Origin of the sequence: Haemophilus sp. oral taxon 851 str. F0397 (genome assembly GCF_000242295.1) — a bacterium.
GTDB lineage: Bacteria > Pseudomonadota > Gammaproteobacteria > Enterobacterales > Pasteurellaceae > Haemophilus.
The window spans coordinates 38,912-65,290 of record NZ_JH591065.1 but is presented as its reverse complement, the minus strand read 5'-3'; the positions used below and the strand labels follow the sequence as shown (position 1 = coordinate 65,290).

At 37.7% G+C, this 26,379-nt stretch carries 17 protein-coding genes; 11 read left to right on the top strand and 6 right to left on the bottom strand.

Going from position 1 to position 26,379, the window contains the following annotated elements; all coding sequences use genetic code 11:
• The first annotated feature begins 305 nt into the window (after positions 1–305).
• The 3 genes from HMPREF9096_RS08010 (at position 306) to HMPREF9096_RS08020 (ending at position 4,595) form a co-directional block, all read left to right on the top strand.
• Positions 306–2,837: a class I adenylate cyclase gene (locus tag HMPREF9096_RS08010; RefSeq protein ID WP_009499696.1), complete on the top strand. Its 2,532-nt coding sequence runs from the start codon at positions 306–308 to the stop codon at positions 2,835–2,837.
• 129 nt (positions 2,838–2,966) lie between these two features.
• A complete protein-coding gene (gene cysE / locus HMPREF9096_RS08015; RefSeq protein WP_005641018.1) occupies positions 2,967–3,770 on the top strand; it encodes a serine O-acetyltransferase in 804 nt (267 codons plus the stop codon).
• A 9-nt stretch (positions 3,771–3,779) separates the two neighbouring features.
• Positions 3,780–4,595 (top strand): shikimate 5-dehydrogenase, encoded by an 816-nt coding sequence (locus tag HMPREF9096_RS08020; protein WP_009499695.1) that lies wholly within the window; start codon positions 3,780–3,782, stop codon positions 4,593–4,595.
• A 32-nt stretch (positions 4,596–4,627) separates the two neighbouring features.
• Here HMPREF9096_RS08020 and lpxH read toward each other — a convergent pair whose 3' ends face one another.
• A complete protein-coding gene (lpxH, locus tag HMPREF9096_RS08025) occupies positions 4,628–5,341 on the bottom strand; it encodes a UDP-2,3-diacylglucosamine diphosphatase (protein ID WP_009499694.1) in 714 nt (237 codons plus the stop codon).
• Positions 5,342–5,426: 85 nt separating this feature from the next.
• Here lpxH and HMPREF9096_RS08030 point away from each other — a divergent pair, with 85 nt between their 5' ends.
• The 3 genes from HMPREF9096_RS08030 to HMPREF9096_RS08040 all read left to right on the top strand — a co-directional run bounded on the left by HMPREF9096_RS08030 (position 5,427) and on the right by HMPREF9096_RS08040 (position 8,094).
• The gene (locus HMPREF9096_RS08030) at positions 5,427–6,149 is read left to right on the top strand and encodes a 1-acylglycerol-3-phosphate O-acyltransferase (protein WP_009499693.1); all 723 of its coding nucleotides are present in this window, start codon (positions 5,427–5,429) and stop codon (positions 6,147–6,149) included.
• A 1-nt stretch (position 6,150) separates the two neighbouring features.
• Positions 6,151–7,560 (top strand): multicopper oxidase domain-containing protein, encoded by a 1,410-nt coding sequence (locus HMPREF9096_RS08035; RefSeq protein ID WP_009499692.1) that lies wholly within the window; start codon positions 6,151–6,153, stop codon positions 7,558–7,560.
• A 66-nt stretch (positions 7,561–7,626) separates the two neighbouring features.
• Complete coding sequence (locus HMPREF9096_RS08040) at positions 7,627–8,094, top strand: hypothetical protein (RefSeq protein ID WP_005635602.1); 468 nt, start codon at positions 7,627–7,629, stop codon at positions 8,092–8,094.
• A 100-nt stretch (positions 8,095–8,194) separates the two neighbouring features.
• On the opposite strand, the gene cydC is transcribed toward HMPREF9096_RS08040, so the two are convergent.
• Together cydC and HMPREF9096_RS08050 are read right to left on the bottom strand one after the other, a co-directional pair.
• The gene (gene cydC / locus HMPREF9096_RS08045; RefSeq protein ID WP_009499690.1) at positions 8,195–9,853 is read right to left on the bottom strand and encodes a thiol reductant ABC exporter subunit CydC; all 1,659 of its coding nucleotides are present in this window, start codon (positions 9,851–9,853) and stop codon (positions 8,195–8,197) included.
• On the bottom strand, positions 9,846–11,591 hold the full coding sequence (locus tag HMPREF9096_RS08050) for an ABC transporter ATP-binding protein/permease (RefSeq protein WP_009499689.1): 1,746 nt from the start codon (positions 11,589–11,591) through the stop codon (positions 9,846–9,848). The genes cydC and HMPREF9096_RS08050 overlap by 8 nt, the downstream gene beginning before the upstream one ends.
• 264 nt (positions 11,592–11,855) lie before the next feature.
• Between HMPREF9096_RS08050 and HMPREF9096_RS08055 the strand changes: the two genes are divergently transcribed.
• The gene (locus HMPREF9096_RS08055; protein WP_032803221.1) at positions 11,856–14,930 is read left to right on the top strand and encodes a TonB-dependent hemoglobin/transferrin/lactoferrin family receptor; all 3,075 of its coding nucleotides are present in this window, start codon (positions 11,856–11,858) and stop codon (positions 14,928–14,930) included.
• Between the two features lie 101 nt (positions 14,931–15,031).
• Positions 15,032–17,911: a TonB-dependent hemoglobin/transferrin/lactoferrin family receptor gene (locus HMPREF9096_RS08060; RefSeq protein ID WP_009499686.1), complete on the top strand. Its 2,880-nt coding sequence runs from the start codon at positions 15,032–15,034 to the stop codon at positions 17,909–17,911.
• Positions 17,912–18,014: 103 nt separating this feature from the next.
• Here the strand turns inward: HMPREF9096_RS08060 and glpC are convergent, their stop codons facing one another.
• The 3 genes from glpC to glpA are packed head-to-tail and all read right to left on the bottom strand — an operon-like array spanning position 18,015 to position 22,286.
• The gene (gene glpC, locus HMPREF9096_RS08065; protein ID WP_005632254.1) at positions 18,015–19,295 is read right to left on the bottom strand and encodes an anaerobic glycerol-3-phosphate dehydrogenase subunit GlpC; all 1,281 of its coding nucleotides are present in this window, start codon (positions 19,293–19,295) and stop codon (positions 18,015–18,017) included.
• Positions 19,296–19,306: 11 nt separating this feature from the next.
• Positions 19,307–20,605 (bottom strand): glycerol-3-phosphate dehydrogenase subunit GlpB, encoded by a 1,299-nt coding sequence (gene glpB / locus HMPREF9096_RS08070; RefSeq protein WP_009499685.1) that lies wholly within the window; start codon positions 20,603–20,605, stop codon positions 19,307–19,309.
• Positions 20,595–22,286 (bottom strand): anaerobic glycerol-3-phosphate dehydrogenase subunit A, encoded by a 1,692-nt coding sequence (gene glpA, locus HMPREF9096_RS08075; RefSeq protein WP_032803220.1) that lies wholly within the window; start codon positions 22,284–22,286, stop codon positions 20,595–20,597. Before glpA ends, glpB begins: the two co-directional genes overlap by 11 nt.
• A 293-nt stretch (positions 22,287–22,579) precedes the next feature.
• Here glpA and glpT point away from each other — a divergent pair, with 293 nt between their 5' ends.
• The 3 genes from glpT (at position 22,580) to glpQ (ending at position 26,178) form a co-directional block, all read left to right on the top strand.
• Positions 22,580–24,022 carry a glycerol-3-phosphate transporter gene (gene glpT, locus HMPREF9096_RS08080; RefSeq protein WP_009499681.1) on the top strand — a complete coding sequence of 481 codons (1,443 nt, stop codon included), beginning with the start codon at positions 22,580–22,582 and terminating at the stop codon, positions 24,020–24,022.
• 132 nt (positions 24,023–24,154) lie between these two features.
• Complete coding sequence (locus HMPREF9096_RS08085; RefSeq protein WP_009499680.1) at positions 24,155–25,066, top strand: hypothetical protein; 912 nt, start codon at positions 24,155–24,157, stop codon at positions 25,064–25,066.
• 17 nt (positions 25,067–25,083) lie between these two features.
• Positions 25,084–26,178: a glycerophosphodiester phosphodiesterase gene (gene glpQ / locus HMPREF9096_RS08090; protein WP_032803219.1), complete on the top strand. Its 1,095-nt coding sequence runs from the start codon at positions 25,084–25,086 to the stop codon at positions 26,176–26,178.
• Positions 26,179–26,379 lie beyond the last annotated feature (201 nt).

Below are 26,379 nucleotides of genomic sequence, written 5' to 3'. Positions count from 1 at the left end.
GTTCTTCCACCAACTGTAAAGAAATGTAAATCCTTACATTAGTGAAATTAAGTAATTTACGCAATTAAATTGAGGGTTATCCTATCACTCTTAGGTTAAAAAGTCATTTTGATTGTTGATATAAGAAACACCTCAGATATGAGAAATTAAATTAAAAATAAGATTTTTAGTCATTTATTTTGCTTCCTTATAACTTAAAGTCTCTAATTCTTCACAAACTGTGATTTGCATCACAATTTTTTGCATTTATACTCCCTAGGTGGTAAATTGTTCGCCAATTTTTGTTGTTCTGGTAGGGACACCGCGTGGAATGTAATCTAGCACAAGCAAAACAATGGGTGAGTGCCTTGGATCAACGCCGTTTTGAGCGTGCATTACAAGGTTCAGGCGATGCTTTCCAACACGTTTTAGCGGTTGTTCCTTTACTTTTACACCTAAACCATCCGCAACTTCCCGGCTATGTTATTCACGCCCCCTCTGGCATTGCAAGTTTCCTCGCATCTGATTATCAAAAAAAATGGCTCACCAATGAATACGGTATTCATTATGCCGATCATAAGCCTTCAACACTCAAAAGTGCGGTAAATTTTCACGAAGTTTTGCCACCAATTCTAGGCGTTTATTTAATGGGTAGCTTTGGCTCAATAAGTCAAACCTCTTCTTCAGATCTTGATACTTGGATTTGTGTCCGAGACGACTTAACTCCGGATGAACACACTCTTCTTATCCAAAAAACTAAACGGATTAGTGAATGGGCAATGCAATTTAATGTGGAAATTAATTTTTATTTGATGGATCAACAACGTTTCCGCAATGAACATTATGCTGACCCACTAACTATTGAAAATAGCGGCTCTGCGCAATATATGTTATTGCTTGATGAGTTCTATCGCTCAGCCGTACGCTTAGCAGGTAAACCTCTACTTTGGTTGCATTTATGGGTGGAAAATGAAAAAGACTATGAAAAAGAGGTGACTCGTTTAATTACTGAAGGTGAAATTGATCCAAATGATTGGGTGGATTTTGGCGGTTTAGGACAATTTTCTGCAAACGAATATTTCGGTGCTAGCTTATGGCATCTTTATAAAGGGATTGATTCGCCTTATAAATCTGTGCTCAAAATTTTATTGTTGGAAGCCTATTCCAAGGAATACCCAAACACTTGCTTAATTGCCCGCACTTTTAAGCGAGATTTGCTTACAGGCAATACCAATCCTGATCACCATTTTGATCCTTACATTGCCATTCTTGTCAAAGTAACCCGATATTTAACCGCACTTTCTGAATTTAAACGTTTAGATTTTGTGCGCCGTTGTTTCTATGTGAAAGCAACAGAAGATCTTGCGCTGTACCAAGCCAATAATTGGCGTGTTCGTTACATGGAAATCCTAGCTCATGAATGGGGATGGTCTGCTGAAACGGTGAAACACCTCAATAAACGTCCATTTTGGAAAATTAAAGCAGTCAAAGAAAGCCATGATAACGTGGTGAAATTTTTAATGTTGAGCTATCGCAATTTAGTGGAATTTGCTCGAAAGCATCATATTCACTCGAGCGTCGTGCCACAAGATATCAACATTCTTTCTCGTAAACTTTATACTGCTTTTGAAGAACTTCCCGGCAAAGTGTCCTTACTCAACACACAGATATCTCACAATTTATCAGAAGCACACCTGACTTTTGTGGAAGTTCGCGGCAATAAACATTTTAAAGATGGTTGGTACCTTATCAATCAACCAACGCACCATATTATGTTCTCCAAGGAACGAGTCATTGAATACGGGGAAAGCCTAAATAAATTAGTCTCTTGGGCATATTTTAATCATCTACTCACAGAAAAAACAGGGCTTGCCATTTTTAGCAAGAATGTGACTATAAGCACATTGCAACGCTTTGTCAGTAACTTGCGTCAGTCTTTTCCAAGCACAATCGCTAAACAACCTAAAAACAGCGATTTATTGAATCAATGCGAAATTCGTAGCTTGTTTATTGCCATAAATCTCACCACCGATCCAACATCCAAAGTAGAAGAAGTATTAACCGGTATTTCATCGCGAGATTTATTTAGTTTTGGATCGCTCGAGCAAAGCCTTGTGGGCAGTATCGATTTTACTTATCGCAATGTGTGGAACGAAATCCGAACGCTCCATTTTGAAGGGCAAAACGCCATTTTGCTTGCACTAAAAGTGCTTTCTAACAAAATTTATCGTGGCGTTAATCGCCCAGATTCCATCCAAGTCTATTGTTATAGCGAACGTTATCGCCAAGATTTACGGCAATTAGTGATGGGATTGGTAAATCGATGCGTTAGCATCCAAGTCGGTGATATTCAACAACCTTGCCAAACATCGCGCTTACGCGTAGCGGGTAAAAACTGGCAATTATTTTTTGAAGATCGCGGGATTAGCTTACAAGAAATCGGAAATGAATCGGTCTGTAATGAAGCTGAAAGTGCGGTGGATTTTGACGAAGTTTTACAAACGCCAATTGAAGATGGCGAGACAAACCAAGAAAGTCGTCGCTATCCGCCAGAAATGGATGCCTTCGCAAGTGAAGGATTCCTACAATTCTTTTTTGAAGATAATTCCGATCATAGCTTCAATGTTTACATTTTAGATGAATCTAATCGTCTCGAAATCTATCGCCACTGCGATGGTGAAAAAGATGAAAAAGTGCGGGAGATTAATCAGCTTTATCAAAACGCTAAACTGGAAGGCAATAAAAATCCTTACAATATCGTTCAACGTAATTTTAACTACCCTCAATTTTATCAACTAAAAAATGGAAAAAATGGCGTATCCATTGTGCCGTTTAAATTCCGACCAATAAATAAGTAATATCTTCGTTAGAAATTATTTTTGGCCTGTTTCACTTTTGTTTTTAATAGATCTTTCCGTACATACACAAATTCAGCTATGATTAACAAATGTAAACGTGTAGTCTGAAAGCGGGCAAAAGGAGGAAAAATGACATTAGATGTGTGGCAACATATTCGCCAAGAAGCCAAAGAACTTGCCGAAAACGAACCTATGCTTGCCAGTTTTTTTCATTCTACGATTTTAAAACATCAAAATTTGGGCGGTGCACTAAGTTATTTATTGGCGAACAAATTAGCCAATCTTATTATGCCGGCTATTTCTCTCCGTGAAATTATTGAGGAAGCCTATCAAGCCAATCCTTCGATCATTGATTGTGCTGCTTGCGATATTCAAGCTGTTCGCCACCGAGACCCTGCTGTGGAATTATGGTCCACCCCCTTGCTTTATTTAAAAGGTTTCCATGCGATTCAAAGTTATCGAATCACCCATTATTTATGGAATCAAAATCGTAAATCTCTTGCCCTTTATTTACAAAACCAAATTTCAGTAGCTTTCGATGTAGATATTCACCCAGCTGCGAAAATTGGCCACGGTATCATGTTCGACCATGCAACAGGTATTGTTGTGGGTGAAACATCTGTAATCGAAAATGATGTCTCAATTTTGCAAGGCGTGACGCTTGGCGGTACGGGAAAAGAATCAGGCGATCGTCATCCAAAAGTACGCGAGGGTGTCATGATTGGGGCGGGAGCAAAAATTCTCGGTAATATTGAAGTGGGTAAATACGCCAAAATTGGGGCAAATTCTGTTGTGCTTCACCCCGTACCTGAATATGCCACGGCAGCTGGTGTGCCTGCTCGTATAGTGAGTCAAGATAAAGCGGCAAAACCTGCTTTTGATATGAACCAATATTTTATCGGCATTGATGATGGAATGAATTTAAACATATAAGGAGACCCCATGATCAACAAAGATACCCAACTCTGCATGTCTTTATCTGGTCGTCCGGGTAATTTCGGTACCACCTTTCACAATTATTTGTACGACAAACTAGGCTTGAATTTCATTTATAAAGCCTTCACCACGCAAGATATTGAGCACGCGATTAAAGGCGTTCGCGCATTAGGCATCCGTGGTTGTGCAGTTTCAATGCCATTCAAAGAAGCTTGTATGCCATTTTTAGATGAAATTCATCCGTCAGCACAAGCAATTGAATCTGTAAACACCATCGTGAACGATAACGGCTTTTTGCGTGCATATAACACTGATTACATTGCCATCGTAAAATTAATTGAAAAATATCATTTAAATAAAAATGCTAAAGTCATTGTTCATGGCAGTGGTGGTATGGCAAAAGCCGTTGTAGCCGCCTTTAAAAATTCAGGTTTTGAGAAGTTAAAAATTTACGCACGCAACGTAAAAACAGGTCAATATCTAGCCGCACTTTACGGCTATGAATACATTGATTCTTTAGGAAACCAACCGGCAGACATTTTAGTCAATGTTACGCCAATCGGCATGAAAGGTAGCAAGGAAGAAATGGATTTAGCCTTTCCAAAAGCACTCATTGATAATGCTAGTGTCGCGTTTGATGTAGTGGCTATTCCTGCTGAAACGCCCTTTATTCGTTATGCTCAAGCACAAGGAAAACAAACCATTTCTGGCGCAGAAGTGATTGTACTTCAGGCTGTAGAACAATTTGAACTTTATACACATCAATGCCCAAGCGATGAATTAATCGCTGAAGCCGCGGCGTTTGCTCGAACAAAATCTTAACATCAAAAGTGCGGTGATTTTTCACCACACTTCTAATCTTTAATAAAACCAAATTCTCCGCTTTCATCCATTTTTAAAATAGAAGCATAATTTTTTCGCCAATCCCCTAATACAATTCGTGTAAATCCTTCTTGTTGATGAATCGCCTCACGGTGTGTGTGTCCGTGAATTAACAAATTCACTCCAAACTCTTGTACTTTTTCTGTCGTGAAGGCTTGATTTACATCCATAATTTCCTGTGATTTGGCTTGTTTATCTTGATTACTCTTTGCCCGAATTTTCTCCGCAATTTTCACCCGCACTTTTAATGGTAAGCACAAAAACAAACGCTGCAACCATTTTTGATGAACTCTACGGCGAAATTGTTGATAAGCCTCATCATCAATGCAAAGCGTATCACCATGACAAAGTAAGATTTTTTTATCATAAAGTGTGATTAATTGATAATCAGGTAAAAGCTGAGCTCCCGTTTCTTTTGAAAAACGTTCACCAATCAAGAAATCACGGTTGCCATGCTGAAAATAACATTGCACACCTTGCTCGCTTACCGATTTAATTAAATCTTTAACTTGTCGAATCAATGCAGATTGCTCATCATCACCAATCCAAAAATCAAAAAGATCACCTAAAATGTAAAGCCGTTCAGCCTGTGGGGCAAGATTCTGCATAAAATCGACAAAAAGTGCGGTCAATTCAGGCCGATTTTCGCTTAGATGCAAATCAGAAATAAAATAACTATGTTTCATAAAAATTCCACGATTTTTGTTTAGATTAGCACATATTGATATTGAATTTGCTATACTTTAACGAAATTTTGTATAGGACATCCTCATGTTAAAACTACTTCGAATTTTCCTCGTATTAATCTGCTGTATTCTAATTTGTGTACTGGGTACGATTTATTCTTTTATCCGCTTTAAAAATCCAAGCAACGTAGGCATTGTTGCGCGTTGGTTTGGGCGTTTATATCCACTTTTTGGCTTAAAAGTAGAACATCGTATTCCTCAAAATCAAGAGCAGATTGGACGCGCGATTTATATCGGTAATCACCAAAACAATTATGATATGGTGACAATCTCTTATATGGTGCAACCTCGCACAGTGAGTGTAGGTAAAAAAAGCTTAATTTGGATCCCCTTCTTCGGCATTCTGTATTGGGTAACGGGCAATATTTTCTTGGATAGAGAAAACCGCACAAAAGCACACAATACAATGTCGCAGCTCGCACGACGAATTAATGAAGATAATTTATCTATTTGGATGTTTCCAGAAGGCACTCGTAGCCGTGGTCGCGGTTTATTACCCTTTAAAACTGGTGCATTCCATGCAGCGATTTCAGCAGGTGTACCGATTATTCCTGTTGTTTGCTCAACCACACATAACAAAATTAATTTAAATCGTTGGGATAATGGCAAAGTGATTTGCGAAATAATGGAGCCAATTGATGTTTCAGGCTATACCAAAGACAATGTTCGAGATCTTGCGGCTTATTGTCATGATCTAATGGAAAAACGCATTGCCGAACTTGATGAAGAGATAGCAAAAGGAAACTAAAATGCCACGCCTTTCCCGCCGTCAATTATTAAAAACAGCTGCGATTTCTACCGCACTTTCCACAGTACCCGCACCATTGTTAGCGGCAAGCCGTGAAAAATTAGTTGTGCCGCCACTAATTGAAGTTCGTCGCGGTCGCCCGATTGTATTAACAATGCAGGAAATGAATTATCCCCTAGATGGCTCACACAATGTGACAGTATGGGGATTCAACGGTAATTATCTTGGCCCAACCATTAAAATCAAATCAGGTAGCTTTGCCAAACTTAATTATCATAACAATTTGCCACAATCCGTTGCCTTGTCTATTCAGGGCTTACAAGCATCGGGTGAACTGTTTGGTGGCGCGGCTAAAATACTAAAAAAAGGCGAGTCTTGGGCTCCCATCGTGCCAATTGAACAACCCGCAGCAAGCTGTTGGTATCGTTCTGCAACATTAGCCAACTCAGCCTATCAAACCTATCGTGGCTTAGCTGGAATGTGGTTAATTGAAGATGACCAAAGCCTAAAAGCGAATCTTCCCAATAAATACGGCGTAGATGACATTCCATTGATTTTACAAGACATGGAATTTAACAATGATGGTCTCCAATTATTCAAACAAAATCAACCGCACTTTGTAGGCAATCGCTTATTAGTAAATGGTATTGAAGCACCATATTTAGATGTTGCACGGGGATGGATTCGTTTACGTTTACTCAATGCCTCATTAGCTCGTGCTTATGATTTACGCTTAGACAATGATCAAGAAATGCTGCTTATTGCACAAGATTTAGGTTTCTTACCAAAAGCTAAATCGGTCAAATCTTTGGTTCTCTCGCCAGGAGAACGCGCAGAAATACTCGTTAATATGAATGAAATTGACAACGTATCTCTCATTAGCGGAAGTAAACGTAGCTTGTACGACAAAATGAAAAATATGTTGATCTCAAGTGATGAACTCGCTGATAACACCGTCCTTGAATTGCGTGCCAAGGGAGAAATGTCAGCATTAAATAAACAACCGAATCTGACTTTCGAAACGGATGCGCCAGCAATATTACAACAAGCCGTTGCACAAACTCGAGAATTTAATATTGATGTCACAAACGGTTTAATTAACCAAAGACGTTTTGACCCACGCAAAGTTGATGTAATAGCCCGAAAAGGAACAATTGAACGCTGGATTTTAAATGCAAGTTTACCTGTTGGATTTACTATTCAAGGTGCCAAATTTGTGGTGGAAAGCCAAGGAGAACATCAATTCCAAGCTGAAGAATTAGCTTGGAAAGATACAGTTTGGGTAAAAAACAAAACTCAAATTTTAGTGAAATTTGATCAAGCATCTTCTGGCAACTATCCATTCTTATTTGGGGTATCGAATTTAATGCTAGAAGATATGGGATGCATTGGCGTACTGATGGTACAATAGTCTTAGCTATCCTAAAAACACCATGAATTTTAATCATTCATACTTTATTTAAAGAGGAAAATCGTAATGAAAAAATCATTAACATTAGCCGTACTTTCTTTATGCGCAGCATCATCTGTATTTGCCGCGTCCGATGTTCCACAAGAACCGCAACCAACACTTTACCTTTCAACCTATGATATGTCTGGGAAAACTCCAACGGATTTAGGTAAAAAAGATATTTCTCGTTCAGCTAAAGCACACCAACTTTGCTGGGTTGCTAATGGTAATTTTGCGAAACAAATTACTGTTACCGAAGTATTTAAATCGCCTGAAAAAACAACCTTTGCTGTATCAGAAAATCCAAATGCCGTTAAAGTTTCTGAAGATAAAAAGACCCACACAATCACAACAACTCGTGATGCATTAAACCAAGGTAAAACGGTAGTAAATTGCTGGAAATTTGATGAAAAGGATCCTAGAGGTCAATATACAATCCAAGTTCAAGTAGGCGAGATTGTTTATGACCCGTTGACATTCAACGTTGTAAAATAAGAGTCCACACGTAAATTATTTCTCTATTAAAGAAGGCTTATTCTTTGTCTGTCTATAAAAAAATCGCACCTTTAACAGTGCGATTTTTTGTTGTCTTAGTTTAGGACATTCTGCCGTTTTCTATACCAATCACCTGATCACAAATTGCCATGGTGGATTGGCGGTGGCTAACGAGAATAATCAATTTTTCAGCTTTAACATCGAGTAATGATTTCAAAATCATTGCTTCGTTTAAGCTATCCAAATTGCTGGTTGGCTCATCAAGCAAGATAATCGGTGCATTATGTAAAAATGCTCGGGCAATACCGATACGTTGTTTTTCACCATCAGACAGGTTACCGCCCAATTCCGTCATTTTTGTTTGATAACCTTGTGGCAAGCTTAAAATGAAATCATGAATTGAAGCTTTCTCCGCGGCTTCCATAATTTCGTCTAACGTTGCATCACGGCGCGCAAGGCGAATATTTTCCTCAATGGTTTCGTTGAAAATGTAGGTTTGCTGGGTAATGTACGCCATATTGTCACGCAAACTACGAGTGTTGATGTTCGGTAAGGTTTCACCGTTAATTTTAATGCTGCCTGATTTAGGATCGTAAAAACGCATCAGCAGTTTTAACAAGGTACTTTTACCGCTACCGCTTCTGCCGTGAATCCCTAAGATTTCACCTTTTTTCACAGATAAGCTAACATCCGATAAAATTTGTTCTTCGCCGTAAGCGAAGTTTACGTTCTCTACATCAATGCGAGAAACCAACTTCAAATCTACCGCACTTTCTACATCTTTTAATTCTGGCTCTTCCGCTAATAAACTTAATACTCGCTCACCTGAAGCCAAAGTTTGTAATAAGTTGCTTGAAAGGTTACTTAAGGCGATAACTGGCCCGTAGCTCGACATTAATAAAATCACACCAACTAAAAAGGCTGAGAAATCAATTTTATCTAAGCTAAATAAAATTAAGCCAGTAAACAGCATAATAATGTTGAAAACAGATACTGCCACTTCAGTATAAACACGGACTTTTGCTTCTTGGTCTTTAATGCGCTCAAAAGCCGTATCGATTTTTTGGCTACGTTGTTGGATTTCTGCTAAGCGTTGTTTTGCATAACCAAAAAGCTGAATTTCTTTCATACCACGCACGCTGTCGAGGAAGAAGTCATTCATTTCGCCTACTAATTCACGATAGCGTCTGCCATCTTCACGTGCCAATTTGGTCGTGATAATTGGTAGGATTACGCCCACTGTTAAATACGCAGCGAATGCCACAAGTACAAACCAACCTGAAAGGTGAGCAAAGACCAACAATAAAATCGCAGAAGTAAAGAACGCGATCATAATTGGTGCGATGGTGTGCGCATAAAATACTTCAAGCAATTCAATATCATTAGTCACTAAAGACACTAATTGCCCCGCTTGTTTATCTTGCAACTTCACAAAAGCTAAACGGCGCAAAGAAGAAAACACTTTGTCACGCAATAATGCGAGTAATTTAAAAGCGATGTAGTGCCCAGACATTTGCTCTAAATAACGCAACGCGCCACGAGCCACCGCCAATACGATAAGTGCGGTCAAAATTCCAGAAAAACTTAAATGGGTGTCAAAGTTTAAAAGATTCACTAACCCCATCGCCCCCAGCACCATAATAAAGATGGCCGCCAGGAAACCGAGCGTTCCCATTGTGATAGTAAACGCCATGATATGCGCCAGTGGGGTCACTAATTTCAACAAATGCCCCATTACAACAAAACCATTTTTACGCATTTGCCACCTCTCTAATTTGTTCTAAATCTTTTTGTTGTTGGAACATTTCAGCATATGCACCTTGTTTTTCCATTAAGGTTTCGTGAGTGCCTTGCTCGATCAATTTGCCTTGGTCAAGTACGTTAATACAGTCCGCATTTACCGCATTTGCCAAGCGGTGAGAAATCATCACAATGGTTTTTTGTTGTTTAAATTGTTGAATGAACTGCAAAATAATTTCTTCGCTTTCTACATCAATATTACTGGTCGCTTCATCAAAAATATAAAGCTCGGCATTGTGTAATAAAGCACGCGCTAAGGCTAAACGTTGAATCTGACCACCCGATAAATTTGCGCCACGGCTTAATAATTGCATGTCTAAGCCACCATTTTCGCGTACAAAATGGGAAAGATTCACTTGTTCTAAACACGCATAAATTTGTTCATCTGTGGCATCAATTTTCGCCATCGTCATATTTTCACGCAGCGAGCCTTTAAACACGTAGCTGCTATGGCTCACCAACGATACTTTTTGATAGAAAGAAGTGCGGTCTATTTCAGAGGCGTTTTGTCCATTAAACAAAATCGCACCTTGTTGCGCTTTATTAAAACCCATCAACAACGAAACCAAGGTTGATTTACCGCAACCACTTTTACCCACAAACACTGAAAGTTGGTTTGGTTGAATCGTTAAAGTTAAACCTTGAATTGCCGGTTTTTCTGCAGAATACGCAAAATGTAGATCTTTAATTTCCACTTGAACGTTATTTTTAGCTTCAAAATCTACCGCACTTTGTTGGGTTTCCACTGGCGTATCAAGCAATGTGAAAATCTTATCTGAAGCCGCTTTACCATTCATCGCCACATGGAAGAATGAACCAAGCAAACGAAGCGGAATAAAGAACTCGGAGGAAAGGAGAATAAATAAAATCACGCCTAACACGCTGAGTTGTGCATCTTGGAATTGTAATAAAGCCGTTAAAATCCCAATTGCTGCGCCACCATAAGCGAGTAAATCCATAAGAGATACAGAGTTAAGCTGCATGGTAAGTACTTTCATGGTAATTTTGCGGAAATGCTCAGCCTCTTTATCCATCTCTTTCGCTTTATAAGCATCATCTTGATAGATTTTTAACGTGATTAAACCTTGTAAGTTATCTAAAAAGCTGCTGCCTAATCCCACATAAATCGACCAATATTTTGCTAAGAGTTTTTTCGCAATTTTATTCACCGCAATGATCGACATAGGGATAAGCGGCACGCAAATTAATAAAATAATGGCTGTTTTAAAACTGAAAAAAATCAGGAAAGCAAAGAGAGTTAGGGGAGCAAGCAAGCTATAAAAAAGCTGCGGCAAATAACGCCCAAAGTAGATTTCAAGCTGTTCTACACCTTCTGATGCCACTTGGATAATGCTTGAAGTGGATTGCTGGTTCACTTGGTTAAGCGGCATAGAAGCCAATTTACGATAAATAAGGCTACGCAATTCATGCTTCACTTTTGTACTGGCAAAATAAGACGCTTGCACTGATTTTTTACCCGCAAAAGCACGTAGTGCCAATGCCGCAATTAAAATCACACCTAAACCCACCGCACTTGACATCGTCAACTCTTTAAAATAAGCGGCCTGTAAAATATAAGAAAACACGACGGCGCTAATAATCCCGCCAACTAACGCCACCCAATTCCACAACACCGTGACGCCAATCCATTTTTTACTATCGGCCACCGTGTTAATTAGGCGTTTATCTATCATCATAATGATTGCTCCTAAAAAAGAAGTACACAATCAATGCGCACTTTTCATTTAATGGTGAAATTTAAAACGATTGCGCATGCTTTCTAACATGAACAATCGATGGCTTGCATTATAGAGAACAAGTGGACTTAAATATAGAGCATAATGAGAATAATTTTTATTGTTTGATTTTAATCAAAAACAGAATTTTCTGATTGTGAGAAAATACTTTTTCTTATAATATGCTTGATAATCATTATTATTTACCTTTTCATGGAGTTAAACATGACCAATTTTAGATTAAATCTGCTTGCGTATTCCGTTATGCTTGGGCTGACAACAGGAGCTGTTTACGCCAACGAACCTGAACAACTGCAGGAAATTAATGTTTCAGGGAATACAGAAACAATAAATGTGAAAGAAAAAAAAGTTGGTGAAACCCAAATTACAGCTAAGAAGCTTTCTAAGCAACAGGCTTCAGACTCTCGAGATTTAGTACGTTATGAAACGGGTATTAGTGTTGTTGAAACAGGAAGAACAGGATCAAGCGGTTATGCTGTTCGAGGAGTTGATGAAAACCGTGTAGGTATTATGGTTGATGGACTTCGTCAAGCTGAAACTTTAAGTTCACAAGCATTTAAAGAGCTATTTGAAGGCTATGGAAATTTTAATAATACTCGTAATGATGTAGAAATAGAGAATGTTAAAACAGCGACCATTACCAAAGGTGCTGACTCTTTAAAATCAGGTAGTGGGGCATTGGGTGGTTCGGTTATCTTTGATACAAAAGATGCTAGAGATTATCTAATAGGAAAAGATCATTACTTTAGCGTTAAACGTGCTACTCAAAGTATGAATAGTCAAGATACGGTGTCTCTTACTGCAGCTGGCCGATATAAAGGGTTTGATGCATTAATTGTTCATACTGAACGTAATAGCAATGAAATGAAGAATTATGGTTATGAAAGTTATGATGATAAGGTTGTCGGAATTAAAAGAGAAAAAACAGATCCTTATTCCATTTCCCGTAATAGTACTTTAGTGAAATTAGGGTTTGAACCAACAGAAAATCATCGATTTAGTGTGGCTGTTGATAAATCAACATTAAAAACTGATGGACAAGATTTATCTTATTCATTACGCCCTAGTTCTTATGTTAATACTGAAACCAGTCAAGGGGAACGCCTTATTCACGATAAATCTAAACGAGAAAATATCCAATTTTCTTATGAAAACTTTACACAAACTCCATTTTGGGATCACTTTAAACTAACTTATTCATCTCAAAAAATTAAAAATAAAGCTCGTAGTGATGAATATTGTAACAATACAAATTGTATTGATGTTGATAATAAGCAAGGATTGAAATTAGATAGTTCTGATGGCACTTATAAAATAAAAGATAAATGGGGTGGATATATCACTGGGAAAGGAGTTGAAGGGGATTATAGTACTGAATCTGAATACACAGATTCCCACGGTAATAAGATTAGTGGTTTTGATTATCGTGAAGTGAGTACAGAACATTTGCTGTTAGACTGTAGTAAATTAGATTGTTCAAAAAAATATCAAATTTTTATTAAAAATGATGAGAACTATACTTCAAAATATTTATTTGAACCTAGAGATATCCAAACTAAGTCTATAAATGGGAAAACATATGGTTACATTCCGACAAAATCAATTCCAAACTCATGGGGGGGCGTTCAGTCAGAAGAAGCCTTTTACGTATTACCCCATAGTCGAGGATATAGTAATAACTACTACAATGATCGTGATTTAAATACAAATACAAAACAATTGAACTTTGATTTTGACAAGTCATTTTCTTTAGGTAAAACTAACCATTCAGTGCAATATGGTGGACTATATTCTGAAACAGAAAAAAATATGGTTAATAAAGAGGGATATAAAGGAGCTAATGTTCAATGGTGGGCGGATAATTTCATATGCAATGAGCCTATTTCTGGAACATTCCCAGTTCAATATACTCCATATCCAAATAAATGGCCTGGTTGCCAACTTAAAGAAAGTGCTGCAGGAAGCTCTAGTTACCTAATCCCTGTTAAAACTAAAAACCATGCATTTTATTTAGGTGATAATTTTACAGTAACAAATTGGCTTGGTTTTGATTTAAATTATAGATATGACAATGTCAGACATTTGCCACATTATCGCTTAGGACAAGATCCTGAAATTCCACGTGGATTATTAGCTGGTACAATGATCCCTATTCCAGATAGTGCATTAACTGGAGGCAATGGCTGGTATAATTATAATCATGCCGATTATATAAAAAATGTACAAGACAATTTAAATGCAATTCAAAAATCAACAGCATTTAAGCACCATTCCTATAATTTAGGATTAAACTTGGATCCAACAGATTGGTTAAGAATACAGCTTAAATATTCTAATGGTTTTAGAGCGCCAACGCCTGATGAAATGTATATAACATTTAAACATCCTCAATTTTCACTTTTACCAAATACTAATTTAAAAGAAGAAAAAGCTAAAACAAAAGAAATTGCCTTTACTTTTTATAGAGAACGTAGTTATTTCACTACTAATTTATTCCAAACCGATTATAAGAATTTTATTGATTTGGCATATTTAGGTGAACGTCCAATTGATCAAAGTAAATCGTCTTATTATCCATTCTATCAGAGTTTGAATCGTGATAAGGCAAAAGTAAACGGAATTGAAATTTCTACTCACCTAGAAATAGGAGACCTTATTGAAAAATTAGAAGGATTCCATTTGGGTTATAAGTTGACTTATCAAAAAGGTCGAATAAAAGATAGTAAACCATTAGAGGGATATAAAAAATTATTAGAACATAACCCTAAATATATGAATATGGCCTTGCAAGACCAGCCAATGAACGCTTTGCAACCAACCACATCTGTATATAATTTAGGTTATGATTCACCTAATAAAATATGGGGATTAGATTTTTATATTACCGACGTTTCAGCTAAAAAGGCAAAAGACAGCTTTAACCCTCAATGGCATAGCATGATTGAACGTCAAGCAGAAAATATTAATACTGGTGCAATTGAAACAGTGCCAGCAAAAACAGTAAATGGTAACGAAAAAGTTATTGATAGAAGAGCATTATGGCGCAATAAACATTACACTGTGATAGATGCCATTGCTTACTGGAAACCAATTAAAAACCTTACATTTACAGCTGGTGTTTATAATTTAACAGATCAAAAATATCTTACTTGGGAATCAGCCCGATCTATTCGAACTATCGGTACAATCAACCGAGTAGATACTGAAACAGGTATAGGCTTAAATCGTTTTTACGCACCAGGTAGAAATTATAGAGCATCTATTCAATTAGAATTTTAAGTGTACTCTTGCAACCGCACATAATGATAGTAGTGATAGTAAATGTGCGGTTAATTTAAATACATAATTTAATTTACATATTATCTTTAACGAGGGAAAAAATGACCAATTTTAGATTAAATCTGCTTGCGTATTCCGTTATGCTTGGGCTAACGGCAAGTGTTGCTTATGCTAATGAACCAACTCAACAACAGCTTGAGGAAATTAATGTATCTGGTTCTACCGAACATAATGATCCGAAAACACCTCCCAAAATTGCCGAAACTGTAAAAACAGCGAAAAGCTTAGAAAAACAGCAGGCTCAAAATATCAAAGATATCGTTAAATATGAAACAGGTGTCACTGTTGTTGAAGCTGGGCGTTTTGGTAACAGTGGTTTTACCATTCGTGGCGTTGATGAAAATCGAGTTTCTATTAATATTGATGGATTAGCGCAAGCTGAAACATTATCTTCTCAAGGCTTTAAAGAGCTTTTTGAAGGTTATGGTAACTTCAATAACACTCGTAATGGTGCAGAAATTGAAACATTAAAAGAAGTAAATATTACCAAGGGGGCTGATTCTATTAAGAATGGTAGTGGTTCCTTAGGTGGATCTGTAATTTATAAAACAAAAGATGCTAGAGATTATCTCCTTAACAAGGACTACTATGTAAGTTACAAAACGGGATACGCTACAGAAAATAATCAATCATTCAATACACTTACTCTTGCTGGACGTTATAAAAAGTTCGATGCGTTAGTGGTTGCGACAAGAAGAAATGGTCATGAACTTGAAAACTATGATTATAAAAATGCGGATAGTCTCGTCCAAGGTAAACGTAGAGAAAAAGCAGACCCATACAAAATTGAGCAAGACAGTACATTATTAAAATTATCTTTTAATCCTACTGAAAACCATCGTTTTACGGCATCAGCTGATTTATATGAACATCGTTCTCGTGGGCAAGATTTATCCTATACACTAAAATATCAACGTAGTGGTAATGAAACCCCTGAAGTTGAATCTAGACATACAAATGATAAAACTCAACGAAGTAATTTCTCATTTTCTTACGAAAATTTTTCAACCAACTTATTTTGGGATACATTAAAAATTACTTTCTCAAAACAAAAAATAAAAACGAGAGCGAGAACCGACGAATACTGTGATGGCAGTAATTGTCTTGAAACAGCCAATCCACATGGAATAAAGCTTCAAGATGGAAAAATTACTCGACGAGATGGAACTGATATCGAATTAAAAAATAAAGACACCTATATTGATACAGATAATTCTGAAAAAACTAACGGTTTTACTCTAAAAAGAGGAGATGAATATTGGTTTGATTGTTCTCTTTATGACTGTACAAAACCTGTAACTTACTGGAGATCTGTAGGTTGGTCTGGAACTGTTGAAAAAATGCCTTTGATGTTAGATGACAAATTTGAACAGAATGGCAAAACTTTCGCTAAACCACGTAATATAACCTGGAGAGATAATATAGTCTTGCCAAGTAAAGGCTATTTAGAACGCCTATGGCAAGAACGGGATCTTGATACCAATACCCAGCAAACTAACTTGGATCTAACAAAATCGTTTACAAAATTGAATACTGAGCATAATCTCCAATATGGTGTTTCGTATAATAAAACAACGAAGAAAATGGTAAATAGAGCGGGTAATGATGCTTATGATGTAAAATGGTGGGCTGAACGTACTTTAGGCGCTAAAACAGACTCGCACATTCCAGAAACCTGTGAAGAATCATCTACCTGGAATGCCTTTCTTTGTCCTCGAGTTGATCCAGAGTATTCATTCTTATTACCTGTGACAACGACAGGTAAATCCGCTTATTTCTTTGATAATATCATTGTCAATGATTATTTATCATTTGATTTAGGCTATCGTTATGACAACATTGGTTATAAACCACATTACATAGCTGGTTCAACGCCAAAATTACCAGACGATATAGTAAAAGGATTATATATTCCATTACCTAAAGGCCCTGAGATTTGGTGGAATCCAGGTCATTATTCTGATCCAACAGAAGAGCAAATTAAACAAAATGCTATAGATAATATAAATTATATTGCAAGCCAAAAGAAAAAATATAAAGCACATTCTTATAGTTTTGTTTCAACGATTGATCCAACAAATTATCTTCGTTTACAACTTAGATACTCTAAAGGTTTTAGAGCACCAACTTCAGATGAAATGTATTTCACTTTTAAACATCCAGATTTTACTATTCTGCCAAATACTGATTTAAAACCAGAAATAGCAAAAACAAAAGAAATTGCATTAACTTTACATCATGATGATTGGGGATTTATCTCTACAAGTATATTTAAAACTAACTATAAAAACTTTATCGACCTAATATTTAAAGGAGAAAAAGATTTTACTTTAGGTAGCGGAGGTAACTCATTACCATTTTCTCTTTATCAAAATATAAATAGAGATAATGCGTCTGTAAAAGGTATTGAAATTAATTCAAAACTATTCCTTGGTAAGATGGCAAAATTTATGAATGGGTTTAACTTAAGCTATAAATATACCTATCAAAAAGGAAGAATGAATGGCAATATTCCTATGAATGCAATTCAGCCTAAAACGATGGTGTATGGACTAGGATATGATCATCCAGATCATAAATTTGGTTTCGATTTTTATACGACACATGTAGCAAGTAAAAATCCACAAGATACTTATAATATCTATGCTAAAGAACGTGGTGAAAGTGATACAACCGTAAAATGGCGTAGTAAATCTTATACAATCCTTGATTTTATTGGATATGTTCAACCAATTAAAAACTTAACCATAAGAGCTGGTGTATATAATCTCACAAATCGTAAATACATCACTTGGGAGTCTGCTCGTTCAATTCGTTCATTTGGAACAAGTAATGTTATAGAACAATCAACAGGCTTAGGTATAAACCGTTTCTACGCCCCAGGTAGAAACTATAGAATGTCAGTTCAATTTGAATTCTAATCATATCTAAAACCAAAAGTGCGGTAAAAAATTTACCGCACTTTTTTATACTGATAAAAAACAAAAAATGCACTTTAAATTACAAAGTGCATTTTTCTTATTTCTAAGCATCCATCGACATACAGAGTAAGGTTAATGGGTGAATACAGGTCACATTGGATGACATATCAATTTGCCATTTACAGGTTTGGCATTCAGATATGACGTAATCAAACCCACCTTCATTAATATTATCAAATAGGTTTTTACCAATAGATTGTGAAACCTCATAGTTTTCTGATTTAAAGCCGTAAGTCCCAGCAATACCACAGCATTGGCTAGGTAACATAATGATTTCTAAACCAGGAATTTTTTTCAACACTTCCAAAGTATAAGGTGCCCAGCCCGCCTTATCTACGTGACAAGCGGTGTGATAAGCCACTCGAAGTTTGAGTGGTTTCAACGGTAAGGTTTTACCTTCTTTGAAAAGTTGGTATAAGAACGGCGTCACCATATGAATATGCGGACGCACTTTAGCATTGTCAATGCCTAAAATATGATGATATTCGTCACGCAGATTAAGTGAACAGCTTGATGCTTCACTGATCACGTCTAATCCATTTTCATCTACCATTTTTCCAATGTAATCGGTATTGAACTGTGCGATATTACGAGCACGTTCAGGGAAACCATTCACCATTAATGGTAAACCGCAGCATTTTTCTTTTTCCAGTAACATCACCCCAATGTTCATCGCATTGAACACTTTAAGAAATTCTTTACCAAGCTGCGGATTATTGTAGTTCACGTAGCAACCATGATAATACGCGACTTTACGCTCAAATTTTTGTTGGTCTTGTAACGCATTTTTCATATACCAGCTACGGAACGTACCAAACGCATATTTAGGTAAAGTACGTTCTTTACTAATTTTAAGCGTTTTTTCCAACATAAATTTGGTCGCTTTTAGGCTTGTGATGGTGTTTACAATCGGCGCTAATGGAGTATTGATTTTCCCCATTACATCAGTGTTACTTAAAATCGCATCACGCAATTTATTCATTAACGGCTTTTTAGATTGTGCTAAGTGATTATTACGCGCACGCACAATTAAATCACCGATTTTCACATCTGACGGACAAGCCACTTCACAACGTTTACAGTTAGTACAATATTTAAGTGCTTCATCGTAAAGTTCTGCGGATTTTAAGCGTAAACGCTCACCATCTGGGCCTGATTGTTTTGGGCCTGGATAAAGCGGGTTGTTGCGTGAAACCGGACAAACAGCGGTACAAGCCGTACATTTAATACAGCTTTCAAAACTTTCGTCGATATATTTATGGCTTTCAGGTGAATTAAGGGATTGTTTTGCACTATCAATGAGTCGTTGAATATTATTATCCATATTATTCCCCCCTATTTCGCCAAGATTTCATCAGCAACCGCCAAGGCAGTTACAACTGCGACACCCGAACCACAACCAAGCTCAAGCGCATTAAAACCACCAATCACATTACCGACAGCATATAAATTCGTTAAATATTGACCGCTCTTTTGCACTTGACATTGAGCATTAATTGCCACACCAGCAGATTGATAAGGTTGTGGATGAGCAAAACGATGAGCAGTCCAAGTGAAACGATCTTTATCGTTAAACCCTTCAACACCGATAATATCGGATTCAAAAACCGGCTCATAAATTTTATCGAATTCAGAAATGAGCCCTTTACTGAAAAAACTTCCTGAAGCTAGTACGAAATTATCTGCAGTAATTTCTTCATCTTCGAGCAAGCGAGTGTTGATACAACGTACTTGATTTCCTTCAAATGTTGCAGTCAATGCGCTATCACCGTTAATCATTAAACCACCAAGGGATTCAAATTTACGGCGTAATTGAATACGTTGACGCATACCGAGTAATGATGGTGGCAACGTTGGCAATTCAAATAATGCGAGCTTAGTTGCATCACGAAGTGCGGTCATAAATTCTTGGTTTTCTAAACCAAAACAAGCCGGTAAAAATACTGCTTCCGCACCTTGAGCTGATTCAATAATTTCTTTAACAAGATCATTGAACGCAAGTTTGTGCTCTAGAAGTTGAGAGATGTTTACACTACGGAACTCACGAGCATTTTTGCGAAGTTCATCTAATTGCGGAATATTTAAGAAATCACTGGTCACCTCACAATGCTCAAATTGTGGGTTTAACACCAAATTTGCCGCTAAAAGTTTTGGTTGAAAATCGTGATAACCTTCGATACCAAGCACTGCAATACGTTTATGCGGAAAACGTTCATTGCCTTGCACTGTTGGCACACTATTTGGTGAAAGCCACGCACCACGTAAACTGCCTAAGCCTGTTACACGCCAATGGTTCTTTTCCGTAGAACCAATTAAATCAAGATTTAATTCATTGGCTAAACGTTCAAAATCTTGTGCTTTAGCAAGTACTTTCTCTGCGCCCAATAAACTATAAGGGTGAGCTGGTAATTCATTACGAAGTGCGGTGATATTTTCTTTTAAATTTTCTACCGCGCGACCTTCCCCATTTGGAGTTGATGGCATACGGCTTAATAAATCTAAAGAGCCGGATGCAAAATCAATGGCTGCTTGACCGTTGTTGATTATCACGCAACGTTTGCCGCGTTGTTGAAGGGCGATGCCACAGGTTAAACCCGCCAAACCACCGCCAATAATGGCTACATCAAAATTCATTGCTATCCGTCCCTTGTTGTGCTTGTTCATCAAGCGGTTTCACATCATTTAAACCTAATACGCTACCATACATCCAAGATGTAAATTCAGCTTCGCGAATAGCTTCACCCCAAGCAATCGGCTCAATACCGCGCCAGCGTTCTTCCATAAAGGCAGAAAGTTGAGTGGTTGATTGAGTTGGTGTTGCCACTTCAAAACGGTTCATTAAGCCTGCAGCACGACATGCACACAGTTCAGCTTGGCAAGTCCCCATACCAACACGTGTACGGCGGCGTAAATCCACAATGTTATTTACACCGAGTTCATCAATCGCGTAGCGCACTTCACCTGCAGTCACCGCTTCACATTCACAAACCATTGAACGATCTAAACGTTCTTTTTCAAGCAAACGAGTCGCGCGTGAACCGTGACGATACACTGCGGAATAACGAATAGTACTTGGTAATGAAATGACTTTTTGATTGGTCTCTTGACGGCTTTCAGTAGAGCCTGGCAAAGGTTGCTCCGCAGTGACACAACGAGCCGTTTTATTGAGTTTTTTACAAACAAGGTCGGTCGCCCATTCAGCCATTAAACGATAAGTCATTAACTTACCACCAGTGATTGTAATAAAGCCGTCTAAGCCATCACGTTCTGCGTGGTCAAGTAAAACGATACCACGGCTCACATTACGACCTGATGGATCATCATCACTTGCAACTAATGGACGCACCCCAGCATAAGCACGTAATACGCGAGTATGACGCAAGCTCGGTGCAAGTTTTTCACCTTCACGGAAAAGAATATCCACTTCCTCTGGCGTCACTTGCATGTTATCGATTTGATCATAAGGAACACGACTTGACGTTGTACCAATAACACAAATTGTATCGCCTGGAACTAGAATATCCGCATCAGCTGGTTTACGGCAGCGGTTAATTACAAGTTTATTAATACGATGGCCCATTACGAGCAATGCACCTTTCGCTGGGAACATTTTGATTTTGAGATCGGCATATTCCGCAATCCCTTGTCCCCAAATACCACCAGCATTCACAACAAGCGGTGCAAAAAATTGGCGTTCTCTACGATTTTTGTGATCGTACACATTCACACCAATCACTTTTCCACCTTCACGAATCAAATTTTTTACTTCGCAATAAGTGAACATTTTTGCGCCATTTTCTGTTGCATCCATCATATTAGAGGCCGTTAAACGGAATGGGTCAATTGAACCATCTGGCACAACAACTGCGCCCACTAAATCAGGGTTTACAGAAGGCTCCATAATTTTAGCTAAATCCGGATCAATGACTTGCGCATCAATTCCAGATTTTGCACAACTCTCAAGGAAGGTTTTTTGATAGTCAAGAGAATCTTCAGGCAAAGTGATAAATAAGCCTTCCGTTTCATCTACGCAATGACGCGCAATTTTGCGCAAAATACGGTTTTCTTTAATACATTCTTCAGCAGATTCTTGGTCGTTCACGGCATAACGTGCGCCACTGTGTAATAATCCGTGGTTACGTCCTGTCGCCCCCGTTGCGATGTCTCTACGTTCCAATAAAATACAATCAATGCCACGAAGTGCACAGTCACGCGCAATACCTGCCCCCGTTGCGCCACCACCGATAATAATGACATCGGTACTAAGTGGCGAAAAATCTCCAACATCTTTGTACATGCTAGGCGATAATCCCATGTTTACCCCCAATTCCCAAAATTTAACAAAAAAGTAATATAAAAATCACAGGCATTGTAGAGAAGTGCGGCCAAATTAACAACATTTTGAGCGCAAAAGAAAACAATTTTGTGATACTGATCACAATAATTTTCGCATTCGCTCAAATGGTGTAAAAATTTTGTGAAACACTTCACATTTTTTACTTTTTTTACTTCCTTATTTTTTATTTTCTTTTATTATGCGCCTATCCCTTACTGTCTAATAAAGGGTGAATAAAACTTACACATAATTAAAAGTTGGAGAAAAAAATTATGTTTGGACCATTCAAACCCGCTCCGCATATTGCGGAACTTCCGGCGGAAAAAATTGATTCCACGTATAAACGCTTACGTTGGCAAGTATTCGCAGGGATCTTCTTTGGTTATGCCGCATACTATTTCGTGCGTGCAAACTTTGACTTAGCACAACCTGGTTTAATTCAAGCTGGCCTTTATACAAAAGCTGAGCTTGGTGTAATCGGTTCTGCAGCTGGTCTTGCTTACGGTTTATCAAAATTCGTAATGGCTGGTATGTCTGACCGTTCTAACCCTCGTGTATTCCTACCATTTGGTTTATTACTATCTGGTTTATGTATGACCTTAATGGGTCTATTCCCATGGGCAACTTCTGGCATCGCTATCATGTGGGCGATGATCTTCTTAAATGGTTGGTTCCAAGGTATGGGATGGCCTCCATGTGGTCGTACTATGGTGCACTGGTGGTCTAAATCTGAACGCGGTACTATCGTGTCAATTTGGAATACTGCGCACAATATCGGTGGTATGATGCCTGGTGCAATGGTGTTATTAGCTAGTGCAATTTTCTTCAGCACTCACGGTATTGAAGCGCAAGCAAAAGACATCTGGCAACAATCTTTATACTACCCTGGTATTGCAGCAATGATCTGTGCAATTCCTGTGTACTTCGTCATGCGTGATACTCCACAATCTTGTGGTTTACCATCAATCGAAAAATGGCGTAATGATTACCCTGATGACTATAACGAAAAAACTTACGAAAACGATTTAACTGCAAAAGAAATCTTCGTAACTTATGTATTAAAAAACAAATTGTTATGGTACATCGCGATTGCTAACGTATTCGTATATTTAATCCGCTACGGCGTATTAAAATGGTCTCCGGTTTACTTGAGCGAAGTAAAACACTTCAATATCAAAGGTACCGCATGGGCATACACAATCTATGAATTAGCAGCAGTTCCAGGTACATTATTATGTGGTTGGGTATCAGATAAAGTATTCAAAGGTAAACGTGGTTTAACAGGTTTCATCTTCATGATCTTAACCACTGCAGCGGTTGTTGCGTACTGGATGAACCCAGCAACACCAGAAGCTGAATTAGCGAACTACAGCGCATGGTATCAAAACCCATACCAATTAACTGACTTCATTTTAATGACTTTAATCGGTTTCTTAATCTATGGTCCTGTAATGTTAATCGGTTTACATGCTCTTGAGTTAGCGCCGAAAAAAGCAGCAGGTACTGCAGCAGGTTTCACTGGTTTATTCGGTTACTTAGGTGGTACAGTTTCTGCATCTGCAGTTATCGGTTGGGCAGCTCAACATTACGGATGGGACGGTGGTTTCTACGTAATGATCGGCGGTGGCGTATTAGCGGTGTTATTACTCTTAATCGTAATGGTTGAAGAAGGAAAACACAAAGCGAAATTAGGCGATACCTACGGTACTAAATAATTAGCTTAAAAAAGGCGGCGGGCAAATTGCTTAGCCGCCTTTTTTGTAACTAAAATTAATTTTAGTTTCTGGTTGAGACAATCTTGATTCCTTTCCCACAAAATAAATCATATATTTAAGGAGACAATAATTATGAAATTATCATCGATTACTATTGGATTAGGTTGCACACTTTTTGCGATATCTGTGTCGGCAAATCAAACTTGCGAAGCTCCTTATCATTCAGCTTTACCTAAATATACTTATAAATTGGATAAAGTATTAGAAGTAAATGGCCGTCAAGGTATTACAACTGATGGAAAGCATCTTTATGTATCGGGAAGCAAAACCCTCGCTAAATATGATATGAATGGAAAACTAATCAAGGAAAATAAAGATCCTTTTATGGGCTATCAAAAAGAAGCTAACCACATTGGCGATATTGATATCTACAACAATGAACTTTATGTTTCTTCTGAATGGTTTGATGCTGGCGTAGGGAAAAATATTCAAATTGCCATTCATGACCCTGACACACTCGCATTAAAAAGATCAGTTGATTTTAAGCCTGAGTCTGGTCAAGTTGAAGTTTCCGGCATCACCGTAGATACCGTTCACAATTCAGTTTGGATGGCATCTTGGGTAGGTGAAGAAAGCGGCCGTTATTTATATGAATATGACCTTTCAACCGGTAAATATAAACGTAAAGTGCATTTACAACCTGTTCCACAATGGATTCAAGGGGTTTATGCCTACAACGGCGATCTCTATGTCACCGCTGATGACGGCACAGCAGATGAAAAAGAACCCGATCATATTTATCGTGTAGAAATCTCAGATAAAAATAATGAAGCTCGAGTTGTTTTAGAAAAAACCTTAGATGATATTCGAGATGTCGGCGAAGTCGAAGGATTGAATATTAATCCGCAAACTAAACAACTACTTGTCCATGCAAACCGAGGCAAACAAATTGTGTTAGGGATGCCAAAAGGATTTTATCCAGGATATGACCGTGAAATTAGTGAAATCTATTTTTACGACATGAAACCAAGATGTAATAAGTAAATCAAGGAGAACACACCATGAAACTCAAAACCTTAGCCCTTTCTTTATTAGCAGCTGGCGTACTTGCCGGTTGCAGCAGCCATTCATCAAGCATGGCAAACACCCAAATGAAATCAGACAAAATCATTATTGCTCACCGTGGTGCTAGCGGTTATTTACCAGAGCATACTTTAGAATCTAAAGCTCTTGCCTTTGCACAACATGCTGATTATTTAGAGCAAGATTTAGCCATGACTAAAGATGGTCGTTTAGTGGTTATTCACGATCACTTTTTAGATGGCTTGACTGATGTAGCGAAAAAATTCCCACATCGTCACCGTAAAGATGGTCGTTACTATGTCATCGACTTTACCTTAAAAGAAATTCAAAGTTTAGAAATGACAGAAAACTTTGAAACCAAAGATGGCAAACAAGCACAAGTTTATCCTGGTCGTTTCCCACTTTGGAAATCACACTTCAGAATTCACACCTTTGAAGATGAAATTGAATTTATCCAAGGCTTAGAAAAATCGACTGGCAAAAAGGTAGGGATTTATCCAGAAATCAAAGCACCTTGGTTCCACCATCAAAATGGTAAAGATATTGCCGCTGAAACGCTCAAAGTGTTGAAAAAATATGGCTATGATAAGAAAACCGATATGGTTTACTTACAAACTTTCGACTTTAATGAATTAAAACGTATCAAAACAGAATTACTTCCAAAAATGGGCATGGATTTGAAACTAGTTCAATTAGTGGCTTATACGGATTGGAAAGAAACGCAAGAAAAAGATGCGAAAGGTAAATGGGTAAACTATGATTACGACTGGATGTTTAAACCAGGTGCAATGGCAGAAGTGGTGAAATATGCTGATGGTGTTGGTCCAGGTTGGTATATGTTAGTAGATAAACAACAATCTAAACCAGGCAACATTGTATACACACCATTAGTAAAAGAGCTTGCTCAATACAAAGTTGAACTTCATCCATATACTGTGCGTAAAGACGCATTGCCAGAATTCTTCACAGACGTAAATCAAATGTACGATGCATTATTGAATAAATCAGGTGCAACAGGCGTATTTACTGATTTCCCAGATACTGGCGTGGAATTCTTAAAAGGGAAAAAATAATATCCCTCATAACCGTGGGTAAACATACCCACGGTTAAATAGGTTTCTATATCGTAGAAGCCAAAATTCTACTCTAACAGAGTAACATCATAATCAATCTAGGTGTTCTAACCTAGAATACAAATAAGGAGGCTATTTCAAAACACTCCGTATTCTTTCTTAATAAATTCTTCTTCCCCTTTATTTAGGGAAAACACTCTT